The sequence below is a fragment of the Paraflavitalea sp. CAU 1676 genome, from assembly GCF_029223285.1.
GTDB lineage: Bacteria > Bacteroidota > Bacteroidia > Chitinophagales > Chitinophagaceae > Paraflavitalea.
Genome location: NZ_JARHUJ010000008.1, coordinates 395,173 through 408,671, shown reverse-complemented (window position 1 = coordinate 408,671; position 13,499 = coordinate 395,173). Strand labels below are relative to the sequence as shown.

Sequence of the window (13,499 nt, the reverse complement as noted above, 5' to 3'; positions counted from 1 at the left end):
GTCCTTGAGCCAACTGTTTGAGGACTGGTGATGCTTCAGGAAACTGCAGGTCAAATAAAGATTAACCAACTAACATACCACCCGTGTTTAGAAACTATCTTAAGATTGCCTGGCGCAATCTGTTAAAGCAAAGAGCCTTTTCCACCATCAATATATTTGGATTGGCGGCGGGCCTCACCTGCTTCCTCCTGATTGCGCTATTCCTGGCCGACGAACTGACCTTCGATGCCTTCCACAGCAAGGCAGGCTCGCTGTACCGGGTTACGGAATCTTATACCACACCAACCGGCAAGGAAAGGACCGCAGTAAGCGTAGCCTTCAATACCTCTGCCATCGTGCTGAAGGAGTTGCCCGAAGTGGAAGCCAGTTCACGGATTACCACCTACGGGCGGGTGAATGTACAGCCCGAGGAGAACAACAATGTTTTTTACAACGATTACACGACAGCCGATGCGGCTTTTCTCCACCTCTTCGATTTCACCCTGCTGCAGGGAAACAAGGATGCTTTGAAAGAGCCCTTCACCGTAGCCATCACCGATAAGATGGCGATCAAATTATTTGGCCGCACAGACGTGCTGAACAGGGCCATTAAAGTAGAAGACGACAGTCTGCCCTACCGCGTTACTGCCGTATTGAGCGTACCATCCAACTCGCACCTGCAATTCAACCTCCTTTTCTCGGAAGCCACCCAGTTTACGAATGCCCGGTTCCGGCAGTTTGCTGCGGCCGACTGGACCTCCACGAACTTTACGACCTACGTACAACTAAAAGATAACAACCAATCAACCATAGCGGCTACCAAGCTGAACAAGCAGATGGCTGCCCGGCGTCCCGACACAGAGAATAAGCGAGTGAGCCAATTCGGATTGCAACCATTGAAGGAAATACATTTCCGCCCCGACGGACAAAATGATGAAAGGTCCAAAAGCGGCATCATGCACCTCTATGTATTTGGCATGGTGGCGCTGTTCGTATTGTTCATCGCCTGTATCAATTACATGAACCTCACCACGGCCCGCTTCGCCAGCCGCTCAAAAGAAATTGCTGTGCGTAAAGTATCCGGTGCACTGCGCGGCAGCCTCGTGGTCCAGTTCCTGGCAGAAGCATTTCTCGTTACGGCCATTGCACTGGCCATAGCGCTCGCTGCCGTACAAATGATCCTTCCACGCTTCAACGCCTTCACCGGCAAAGAACTTAGCCTCAACCTGCACACCGATTACCGCATCTGGCTGGGCGTGTTTTCAGCCACCGTATTGGCAGCGCTGATGGCCGGCGTATATCCCGCCCTCTTCCAATCGGGCCTGCGGCCACTACAACTACTGAAGAACAAACTGAAGCTGAGTCAAGGTCATCTCTCCTTCCGGCGTGCACTCGTCGTATTTCAGTTCTCCATATCGATCATTATGATGATCGCCACCGTGATCGTATTCCAGCAATTGAAGTTCGTCGACTCCAAAGACATGGGCTTCAACAAAGATCAATTACTGGTGGTGGATATCAACAGCGGCGCCGTTCGCCGGGGAGCCGCCACCATCAAGAGCGAATATGCCAAACTGGCCGCCGTGAAAGATGTTACGGTTACATCCCGGGTACCGGGTGAATGGAAGAATATTCCACAGGTCAGGATCAAAAGCAATGCATCGCAGGGAGCTGCTACCCAGGATATGTTCTACATTGCGGCCGACGATCATTTCCTCAGCACCTTTGAAGTACAATTGAAGAGCGGCCGCAACTTTTTACCCGGTAACGACATCAGCGATTCGCCTTCCGTACTCATCAATGCTACCGCCGCCAAAGCCCTTAACATCACAGCCGCTTCTGAGCAGCTGATCGAGATACCCGCCGCCATCTTCGGCGACGGACTGAACACATTTGCCACCCCCTTTAAAGTACGGGTTATCGGCATTGTGAATGATTTCAACTTCCGTTCGCTGCGCGAAAAGATCGCCCCGATGATCATCGGCCATCCACGCATGCCCATCCACAACATCGATTATTTCACTGCCAGGATCAATACAGCCAACATTCCGGAAACCTTGAAGCAGATGGAAAGCATCCTGCACTCCATCGATGCATCGCACTTGTTTGAATACAATTTCCTGGACAATCAATGGGACCTGTTTTACCAGGAAGACCACAAGCGGGAAGTCATCTTCCTGTCGGTAGCCTGCATGACCATCCTCATTGCCTGCATGGGATTGTTTGGCCTGGCCACCTATGCGGCAGAACAAAGGATCAAGGAGATCGGCATCAGGAAGGTGCTGGGCGCCAGCGTTGGCAGCATCATTGCGATGTTATCGAAAGACTTTTTGAAGCTGGTGCTGGTAGCCGCCGTGATCGCGTTTCCGCTGGCGGCCTGGGCCATGTACCAGTGGTTACAGGATTTTGCCTACCGCATCAACCTGCAATGGTGGGTATTTTTGCTGGCCGGCGTGGCAGCCCTCGGCATCGCCCTGTTTACCGTGAGCTTCCAGGCCATCAGAGCGGCCCTGTCGAACCCGGTGAAGAGCCTGCGCAGTGAATAACAACATAAAAAAATTTATATGATCGCCACTTATCTCAGGATTGCCCTCCGTAACCTCCTTAAAAAGAAAGGACATACGTTCCTGAACTTAACCGGCCTGGTCATCGGCATGACCTGTTGCCTGCTCATCTTTCACTACGTGTCGTACGAAAAGAGTTACGACACCTTCCATAAGAACGCCGATGACATTGTGCGCCTGCACATCGAAAAGTACCAGCAGGGCGACCTGCAATGGAAATCGGCGACGGTTTTCCCGGCCATTGCGCCTACTATGAAGAAGGACTTTCCCGAAGTGGCCGACTTCTGCCGGCTGATGGATGCCAATGCGCTCATCACCAACGAAAGTAACCGCCAAAAGTTCAACGAGACAAAGGGCTACTTTGCCGATGCTTCCGTGCTCAGGTTGTTCAACATCCCCCTCACGCAGGGTAATGCAGCAACCGCCCTTACCGGTCCCGACAAACTGGTGGTGTCGCAAACGATGGCCAATAAGTATTTCGGCACTACTGATGCCTTAGGCAAAACCCTCACGGTAAAATACAACGGACTATCGCTCCCCTATGAGATCACCGGCGTATTCAAAGACTACCCGGCCAATTCGCACCTCGATATAAAATACATCGCACCTTATGATGCGCTGAAGAAAATCATCCTTACCACCTGGGGCGATAGCAGCAATCCGTTGGAGAATGCCTGGGGCTGGTACGACTTCTATGCTTATGTACAATTAAAGCCTGGCACCGATCGCGAGAAGCTGGCGGCTAAATTGCCTGCTTTCGCCGACAAATACATGAACAGTTCGGAATACGCCAAAAAGAATAACCAGAAGACTATCCTGGGCATGATGCCATTGAAAAATGTTCACCTGTACTCCCAACTCAACCAGGAAGCGGAAGTGAATGGCAACGGGCAGGCCGTAGGATTTCTATTCCTTGTAGCGATATTCATCATCGGCATCGCCTGGATCAACTATATTAACCTCGCCACCGCACGCTCGGTAGAGCGCGCGAAAGAAGTGGGTGTTAGAAAAGTACTCGGTGCCCTGCGCACTGACCTCATCCGCCAGTTCCTGATGGAAAGTTTATTACTGAACCTGGCAGCACTGATCTTATCGCTGGGATTGTTCTTCCTGCTGATACATCCCTTCGGGCGCTTTACCGGTCAGCCGGATAACGATTTAACCTTATCTCCCCACTACTGGCAATTGTTCCTGCTGGTGTTTGTAACAGGCACCTTTCTCTCGGGTTTGTATCCCGCCTTTGTACTCTCGGGTTTCCAGCCTATCAAAGTACTCAAGGGCGTGTTCCGGAACTCCACCAGCGGCGTTCTGCTACGCAAGGGACTGATCGTGGTGCAATTTGCCACTTCAGTAGTACTCATCGCCGGCACCATCATCGTGTACCAGCAGGTGAGCTATATGCGCAACCAACAGCTGGGCGCCAATATCGATCAGACTTTAGTGGTGGAAGGCGCCATGGCACAAACTGACTCTGTTTACCGGAATGCCTTCCAGCCATTTAAAACAGCTGTATTACAACAAACGGGGGTAAAGCAGCTGGCGAACTCCTCCAACGTGATGGGACAGGAAATATACTGGACGAACTCCCACAAGCAGGTAAGTAAAGAAGGTCAGGCGGCCAACACCCTGTACAACCTGGGTGTGGATGCCGATTTTGTACCGATGTTCGGTATGAAGATCATAGCTGGCAGAAACTTCTCCCCTACTTATGGTACAGAAAACCGTAATGTATTGCTGAACGAAAAGGCAGTGACCACCCTCGGATTCCCCAATGCAGCAGCAGCCCTTGGCCAGCGGATCAACAGCGGCCGTGATACGAATACCGTGGTCGGCGTGCTGGCCAACTATCACCACCAGGGTTTGCAAAAAGCCATTGAGCCCATGCTGGTACGTTATATGCCGGATATTCGCAGCTACTATTCCATTAAAATAAATACGGGCAATGTGCAGGCAACGGTCGCCGCCATACAACAGGAATGGAACCGGTATTTCCCCGGCGATCCGTTCAACTATACCTTCCTCGACGAAACCTTTGGGGCGCAATACAAAGCCGATATCCTGTTTGGTAAGGTCTTTGGCATCTTCGCCTTCCTCGCCATCCTGATCGCCTGCTTTGGCCTGCTGGGCCTCTCAGCGTACAACGTGATACAGCGCACCAAAGAGATCGGTATCCGGAAAGTACTGGGCGCATCGGCACAAAGCATCCTGGTATTGCTGTCGAAAGATTTCATGAAACTGATCCTGGTATCGCTGCTGGTGGCCATCCCCGTAGGCTGGTACATCATGCATCAGTGGCTGCAGGATTTCGCTTATCGCATAGGCATCGCCTGGTGGGTATTTGTGGTGGCTGGCATATTGGCCCTGTTCATCGCACTCACCACCATCATATTGCAGGCCGCCAAAGCCGTGATCACAAGCCCGGTGAAGAGCCTGCGCAGTGAATAAAACAGTAGTATTAATCTATAAACAGCAGCAACTTGTTCAAGAATCACCTCAAAACAGCCTGGCGTAAACTGTGGAAACACAAAACCGAAAGCGCCATACACCTCGCAGGATTGTCAATTGGTATGACGGCCGCCGTGCTGATCATGCTGTGGGTACAGAATGAAATGAGTTATGACAATTACCACAACAACGGCGATCGGGTGTACCGCATCACCAACCATATTCCCATCACCCCCGAAGAAACCTGGATATGGGAAAACACACCCTATGCGCTGTGCGATAAGGCCAAACAGGATATACCGGAAATAGAGGCCATGGCGTTGATGAAGTCTATAACCGCCTATGGGCCTCCTATCAACATCAACGGACAGTACTTCAAGGAAAAGAAAGGCGTGTATATATCGAAGGGCTGGTTTGATGTGTTCCATATGGAATTCACGGAAGGTACAGCTGCGGCCTTTTTCCAGAATCCCTTTAGCATGCTGTTTTCCGAATCGGCCGCTAAAAAATATTTCGGCACCACCCATGCGGTAGGTCAGCTGGTAAAGATCGATACCGTCACCTACCAGGTAGCGGGCATTATGAAAGATGCACCGGCCAACTCCAGCTTCCAGTTCGATATGTACATCCCCATCGAAGCCTGGCAAAGCAACCCCAGCGAAAAGAAATACGATCTGCAATGGGGCAACTTCAACTACATCAGCTTTATTCGATTGCAGCCCGGTACCAAACCGGGCACCATCACGCAAAAGCTCAACAAACTGCTCGATCAGAACAGGAAGGACAATAAGGTGACCACCTCACTGATGCCCCTGCTCCAGCTGCATTTCGATAGCACCGTTCAAAACCCCGACTTCGCCGTCGGCAACCGCCAGTCTGTATACATCTTCGCCATATTGGCCATCCTGATCCTGGTAGTGGCCTGCATCAACTATGTGAACCTGACGACTGCCCGGGCCAGCCTGCGTTCCAAAGAAGTTAGCGTACGCAAGATCGTGGGAGCCCCCAGGGCTTCCTTGTTTGCCCAATTCATGGCCGAATCACTGCTCACCGGACTACTGGCCTTATTCATCACCATTTGCCTGGTACAGCTCAGCCTGCCCTTCTTCAACCGCTTCACCGATCAGCAGTTCAGGCTGCCGATCTACGAAGGCAAGTTCTGGTTGCTGATCACCGGCACCCTGCTGACAGTTACGATCCTCACGGGCATCTACCCTGCTATATTATTATCGTCCTTCAAGCCATTGAATCTATTCCGCGGCAATAGCCTGCTGAAGCTGAAGGATGTAACGTTAAGGAAAGTACTGGTCACTACGCAGTTTACTGTATCGGTAATGCTGATAGCAGCTACCCTCATCATCTACAAACAACTGAACTATATCAACGATCAAACGAAGGGTGGCGAGCGCTCGCAGGTGCTCACCTTCAATGTACCCTGGCGCGCATTTAAAGGAATACCCAAAGAAAAAGCAGCAGGTATACAACAAGCCTTCAAACAGGACCTGCAATCGGTAGCAGGTGTAGAGCAGGTAGCGGCCAGCAACGAATCATTGATCGATATACGTAGCTCTTCAGCCGGTAACGCCGATTGGGCAGGCAGACCCAAAGATTTTGAACCTTCCGTGGTGAAGCTAACAGCCGACACCGATTTCCCCGGCATGTTTGGCCTCAAACTAACAGAAGGAAGATGGTTTCATCCCAACGATGCCAACGACGCCAATACGGGTTTTATCCTCAATGAAACGGCCATCCGGGAACTCAAAATCACGAAACCGTATGTTGGCCAGTGGTTCCGGTTCAACAACGATTCCGGACAGATCGTGGGAATAGTAAAAGATTTCCACTTCCGCAGCCTGCACGAAGCCATATCGCCCATGATCTACCACAATGGCGATCAAAGCATGCTGCACTTCAATGTGAAACTGACGGCCAAAAATGCCGGCACTACCATCGCAGCAATTGAGAAGATCTATAAAGGGGTAGTTCCCCGCGAACCATTTGAATATACCTTCCTCGACGAGTCGTTCGAAAAGTTGTACCGTGCAGAACGCAAAATGTCGACGCTGATGGGCGTATTCGCCGGTATTGCCATTGTCATATCCTGCCTGGGTTTACTGGGCCTCGCCGCCTTCACGGCCGAGCGCCGCATGAAAGAGATCGGCATCCGGAAAGTGCTGGGCGCAAGCGTTCACAGCATCATAGGTCTATTATCGAAAGAGTTCTTACTAATGGTATGTATAGCCGCCCTGATCGCCACACCAATAGCCTGGTGGGCCATGAGCCACTGGCTGGAAGATTTTGCGTACCGGGTCAATATTGCACCCGGCATTTTTGCCCTGGCCGGCGGAGTGGTATTGTCGGTGACGTTGCTGATCGTGGGCCTGCACAGCTGGCGGGCCGCCTCCTCAAACCCCGTTAAAAGTTTAAGAAGCGAATAGTACACCTCGTAAATCAAATACTATGTTGAGCAATTTCATCCTGCTTGCCTGGAGAAACCTGGTCAAACACAAAACATTCTCCTTCATCAACATCTTCGGCCTGGCCGCTGGCATATCGTTCGTGTTCCTGATAGCCGTGTATGTGTGGGGCGAATGGCGGGTGAACCACAGTATCCCGGACAACGATCGGATCTACCTGGTACGCAGCAAATGGAAAAAGCCCGAAATGGGGATGGACCTCACGACACTGGCTCCCCTGGGTAAATCGCTCAAAGAGAACTTTCCCGACCTGGTGGAAAACTATTACCGCCACGACGGCATTACCTCCATCGTATCCAAGGGCAACAAATATTTCCGGGAGGGATTGCAGCCAGGGGATGCCAGCTTTCTCCGGATGACCGGCTTTCCGCTGGCGCACGGTGATGCCCGCACAGCATTAAACAATCCCAACTCGGTGGTGATCACGGAGGCAAAGGCACTCAAGTATTTCGGACGCACCGATGTATTGAACGAAACCCTCACATTGCAATCCTTTGCCGGCGGCAAGCAGGACTTCATCATTACCGGGGTGTTGAAAGACCTTCCTTTCAATACGTTTACCAATTTCACCAATACCAAAAACGAAATATTCCTGCCGGAAGAAAGCCTGCGTTTCTTCGGCCGCTATGACATGTTCCAATCCTGGAACACCGTTTACATCATCAACTATGTGCAACTCAAAGCAGGTATTAAACCGTCAGACATCGAGAAACCTATACGGCAACTGCTGAAGCTGAATGCCTCGCCCGAAATCCAGGCCAACCTCGAAGTGTACCTTACGCCCATCAGTGAATATTACCTCGACCTTAACAATGGACTGGCGCGGCGCATGGTCTACACCCTCAGTATCGTAGCCCTGTTCATACTCGTGATGGCGGTGATCAATTTCATCAACATCACGGTAGGCAATTCTGGTACGCGCTTAAAGGAGATCGGACTGCGTAAAGTAATGGGCGGCAGCCGGAGACAACTGATCATACAATTCCTCACTGAATCAGTGGTACTGGCCCTGCTGGCAGTATCGCTCGCCCTCCTCATTTACCAGGCGGCTTATCCGTATTGCGGTAAGATGCTCGGCAGGGAACTGCCTTCTCTCCTAAACATGCCAATCGCCTATCTGGCCATACCGCCCGGCATGGCGCTGATCATCGGCCTGCTCGCGGGCAGCTACCCGGCCCTGGTGTTATCGATGCAACCATCGGTAGCCTCGCTCAAAGGGAAACTGCAAACCGTGAAAGAGAAAGTATTCCTGCGCAGGGGCCTCATAGCACTACAGTTCACCACGGCCATCGTCGTATTCGTGGGTGCAATCGTGGTAGACCGGCAAATAGAATACTCCTTCAATGCCAGTTTGGGATACGATAAAGAACAGATCATTACGGCAGCAGTACCGCGCGACTGGACCACCCACGGCGTGCAGCGAATGGAAACGGTGCGCAATGAGCTAACCACCCTGCCAGCCATAGCGAGCGCCACCGTATCGTACGAAGTACCGGATGGTATGAACGGCGGCGGCGGCAAACTCTACAAAGCGTCCGAAGACTCAACGCATAGTATTATCATTGGAGGTATGAGTACCGACGATCAATATGCGGCCACCTATGGGCTCACCATGGCAGCCGGTGAATACCTGGGCCGTGATACCACCAAACTGGTGATCAATGAATCGGCAGCGAAGGAACTGGGTTGGAAAGAAGCCAGCATGGCCGTAGGGCAGCCTGTTAAATTCGAAGGATCGCCGAACGTGATGACCATTGCCGGGGTCGTAAAGGATTTTCACTTTGATAGCAAACATGTGGCCATCTCGCCGATGTTCATGATGCACATCAGGAACACAACTACCTACCGGTATCTCTCCTTCAAGGTGAAGCCGGGTAATATGTCGAAGACCATTGCCGGCCTGGAACACAAATGGGCTACCGTGTTACCGGGTGCCCCGTTCGATTATAAGTTCATGGACGATACATTGGCCTTCATGTACCGGTCAGACATACAATTGAAGCAGGCAGCACAAACAGCCACCCTGCTGGCGTTGGTGATCGTACTGTTGGGTGTATTGGGCGTAGTGACCCTCAGCATCACCAGGCGCATGAAGGAAGTAGGCGTACGCAAAGTGCTGGGCGCATCGGGCTTACAGATCATCAGCATATTCCTCAAAGAGTTTACCTGGATGATCCTGCTGGCCATATGCGTTGCCTGTCCGCTGGCTTACTGGGCACTCGACAATTGGCTCAGCAATTTTGTGTACCGCATAACATTGGGTTGGACCAGCTTCGCCATGGTAGCCGCGATCATGGCCGCGCTGATCGTCTTGATCGTATCCATACAAACCATCATAAAAGCGTTGAACAATCCCATCAGGAATCTTCGGAGTGAGTAAAGTTAATTAAGGTCAGTATTTCAAAGCCTTACAAGAAAAGAATTGTACCTGAAAAAACAGGCTTGCCGGCATGTCTTTTCAGGTACAATCCCAATGATATACTACATCGGCAAAATTCAGTTCCTCCAACTCTCTTCTTTTAATGAAGAAATTCGCGGAACCAAGATCTCCCCAGGAAAAAACGTCGCATCCATCAAACTGGATCAACAATTCCGATTCCTCTTCACCAATGTAAGACATGGGTCTCGGGTCTATTCCATTTTGAGAGTAATGATACCCGCCTATTTTATTTTTACGACCGTTCAGGTCACGATGCAGTTCCATATATTGCTGCCGCACTTCATAGCCATACTTTTCTGAGGGAAACCAGATCAGATCCTGTAAAGCTTTGCCATAGTACCTGGTAAATCTGAAGTCTTCGTCAGTAACGGGTTCTACATCTTCTTCAAAATGAAGGGCATAATCACCTCCCCACCTTTCCCAATACACGGGTTCATCGAAGCCTTCCCACAGGGCGTCATCGTCGTTGATCACTTGTTTATGGTAAATGACTGAAAATTCTTCGTCAAATATGGATACATCATTGAGGAAGAATTGTAGGATGCCTGTGGAAGGAAAAGGGTTCATGGCAGGGATTTCTCCGAAATTGATTTGCCCAAGATGAAACAATGGTTTACCTGTACGCGAATGAACAGGATAAGGCATAGCGGCCGGCCAATACGGAACTCCGCCAAACTTACTCTGCCGGATACCTGTTTGGGCGGGTGATGCGGAGATGCGCAGAACAGGTTTCAGGGTTGCTTCAATTTCCTTTTTATAAGGTTTAAGAGCAGGGTGGAGAGGATGTATTTTTTTCATGGTGCGGGAACAGTAAAGAAGAAGAACGCTCCCATCCGGTTTCTTATTTTGACAGCATCCATTGTGGCGTTTCAATCGCCGAACTGGCTTATCCAACCGGCGTTAACCCTGCTCCAATTTGTCTTCATTTCGTTCTCCATTTTCCGGCTGCTTCATCACCTGTACCCGCAGGTCCTGGTGCGGATAAGGAATCTCGATACCAGCTTCCCGGAAGGCTTTTTGTATAGCATTGATGACATCACTTTTTACCTGCATCAGGTCGCGGGAGTGCGGCAGCCAGAAATAGATCTGAAAATCAATGGAGCTGTTATTAAAAGCTGTATTGAGAACCGCCGGTGCAGGGAACTTCAGTATCTTATCATGCGTGGCCAGTACCTGGTTCAGTATTTCCGTGGCTTTCCCGAGGTCTGTACCATAACCCACACCTACGGCCACATCTCCCCGGCGTAAGGTGCTGCCCTGCGTCCAGTTTACCACGTGCTGGTTGAGTAGGTCGCCATTGGGGATCACCACCACGGCCCCGTCATACGCAGCCAGCACGCTACTACGAAAACCGATCGATTTGATGGTACCTCCCCTGCCCGCAACCTCCACAATGTCGCCTACATTTACCGGCTTCTCAAAAGCAATGATCAACCCGCTCACCAGGTTATTGACGAGGGCCTGCAAGCCAAAACCGATACCCACGCCCAACGCGCCGAGGATCAGCGTTACCTTATCGAACGGAATACCGGCTGCAGCAAAGGCAAGCAGCAAGCCTAAACCGATAATGACAATGCGTACCAGCAGAAGCCAGCTGCCGATACCAGCCCGGTTATCATGTGTTTTGCTTTGCAAAGCAGCCTGTCCGGAAGCAAAAAAGGAGACGATCCTTGAAACGATCACCGATAAGGAAAGGATCAGGAAGAAAGAGACCACACTCCAGATACTGAAACTGAAATCACCAACAGACCTTTGCCGGAAGAAAAATTCCTGAATTGGATCGGTGACCAGTTTAAATATGTAGAAGTTCCGGCCAAACAGGATAAGCCAACCGATGAGCAGGAAGATATAGAACACAGTTGGCGCGCTTTTGCCGATGCGATCAAAGTTCACATAGAACAACTTTCTATCGGCGCCCTTATACACTTCAGAAGCCAGGAACAACCCTTCATTGAGGAGTCGTATGGTCCACAGCATCTGCACGGCGATCATGGTACTGCAGAAGCCGCTAACGAGGCTGGTCTTCGCAAAATTATAGGTACCATACAAATTGCCGATGGTGGCCGCGAGCATCTGCACCCCCATAAAAGCGAGGAAAAAGACAACAGTCTTTTCCTTCAATTCGTCGCGGTGGCCATTGAAGATAAAGTAGGCGGCGTAAACGCAGCCGCCAGTAGATAAGATCATCATCATCCACCTTTCGGGCTGGGATGGCTCCAGAATGAGGTTGATACAACAGGCTGCCAAAAATCCGGTCACCAATAATACCCAGGCGATCATCCAGTATGTCGAAACACCGCGCCGGTAGATCAACGACAAACAGATAGCCACTATGATCCACAGAATGGCGCTGAACACAAAGGGAGGGTCCGGAAATACAAACTGGAAATAACTGATCACGATCACGATGGCCGATAACAAAGGAACACGCAATACGTGTTGCCCCGCATAATCAGTATGCAGCACGCCGGATTTGATGAGCCGCCTTTTCACGTTCCTCAAAAAATAAGCAGACAGCAGGATCAATATCACCAGCATCGTAATATTGCCGCTGTTGTTCTGCGCATAGAACTTCCAGCTCAATACATCCTTGGCCGCCGATCGTTGAAAGATATCATTAAAGGATCGGTGTTGTGCCGGCTTCTGCCACAGCCTGGGCACCTCCTGCCGGAAGCTCCTGTAAGAAACGGCCACCCGGTAATTCTCGATCTCTTCCAGGCCGGCGGTCAGCGAAGTGATCATATCATTGATGCGCAACTGAAGGGAGCGAATCCGCGGCACGGTTTGCTCGAGTATACTGTCGGCAGGCCGCAATTCCTGTCCCGTAGCCTTCAGTTTTTCGATATACTGCACCAGTTGCACGGAGTCGTTGCTAAAGGCATACAGGGCGCTATCACTGGTAAGCGAATCGATGATGTTCCGGTAGCGCATCAAACTTTTCAGCGACTTATCTACCTCTTCTCTCCGGGCAATAGATTTGCGGAGCAGCTCTTCATAGATCTTCGTAGTGGTACCCAGGTTGCGGTGCGTCTCCACCGGACCTTTATTGGTAAACACCCCTTCCCCGGCCATATTGTACCAACGGCGGATCGCATTCATTTCATCAATAACATCCGCGGTATCGATCGATCGTTTGAGATAAGCTTTCGCATTGTAGATATTCTTTTTGATCTGCTCCAGCAGATCGTCCTGCCGGATGGCAAGTTTATCGGTCTTAAACTCGCTGATGCTTTCGCGGCCCCTTTCTTTGATACGCTTGATGGGATCGCGGAACACGGGTTTTACCGTGTCGATCAAAGAATCCCGCACATCAACACTGTCCTGCCGCCCAACACTATCCCGCTGCTGGGCAAGGGCCGCTGCATCAATAAGGCAAATCAGCAAAGCCAGCCCGAGAGGCCACACGATGCGACGAATGAAAAAAGTATTTTGCATGGATCTATCCTGCTTGTATTACAAGACACTATCCACCACCAGCTACCGCCTACCCGAGGGTCCCGGGAAAGAAAAAACGGCAACATTGGAGGCTGAGGCCGTTAGCAGGTGTCTTGACAGTACCGGCACGCAAACGGGATGCCGCTAAAAACAAGGCAG

At 50.9% G+C, this 13,499-nt stretch carries 6 protein-coding genes; 4 read left to right on the top strand and 2 right to left on the bottom strand.

The window, feature by feature from the left end:
* The first annotated feature begins 83 nt into the window (after positions 1–83).
* From P2H89_RS26440 to P2H89_RS26425, 4 genes are read left to right on the top strand one after another with little or no spacing between them, the layout of a single operon-like run.
* Positions 84–2,525: an ABC transporter permease gene (locus P2H89_RS26440; RefSeq protein WP_275832751.1), complete on the top strand. Its 2,442-nt coding sequence runs from the start codon at positions 84–86 to the stop codon at positions 2,523–2,525.
* Between the two features lie 18 nt (positions 2,526–2,543).
* Positions 2,544–4,988 carry an ABC transporter permease gene (locus tag P2H89_RS26435; protein WP_275832749.1) on the top strand — a complete coding sequence of 815 codons (2,445 nt, stop codon included), beginning with the start codon at positions 2,544–2,546 and terminating at the stop codon, positions 4,986–4,988.
* A gap of 32 nt (positions 4,989–5,020) precedes the next feature.
* A complete protein-coding gene (locus P2H89_RS26430; RefSeq protein WP_275832746.1) occupies positions 5,021–7,426 on the top strand; it encodes an ABC transporter permease in 2,406 nt (801 codons plus the stop codon).
* Positions 7,427–7,448: 22 nt separating this feature from the next.
* On the top strand, positions 7,449–9,845 hold the full coding sequence (locus tag P2H89_RS26425; RefSeq protein WP_275832743.1) for an ABC transporter permease: 2,397 nt from the start codon (positions 7,449–7,451) through the stop codon (positions 9,843–9,845).
* A 78-nt stretch (positions 9,846–9,923) separates the two neighbouring features.
* On the opposite strand, the gene P2H89_RS26420 is transcribed toward P2H89_RS26425, so the two are convergent.
* Complete coding sequence (locus P2H89_RS26420) at positions 9,924–10,703, bottom strand: YwqG family protein (RefSeq protein ID WP_275832741.1); 780 nt, start codon at positions 10,701–10,703, stop codon at positions 9,924–9,926.
* 102 nt (positions 10,704–10,805) lie between these two features.
* Complete coding sequence (locus P2H89_RS26415; protein ID WP_275832739.1) at positions 10,806–13,340, bottom strand: mechanosensitive ion channel domain-containing protein; 2,535 nt, start codon at positions 13,338–13,340, stop codon at positions 10,806–10,808.
* Positions 13,341–13,499: the final 159 nt, after the last annotated feature.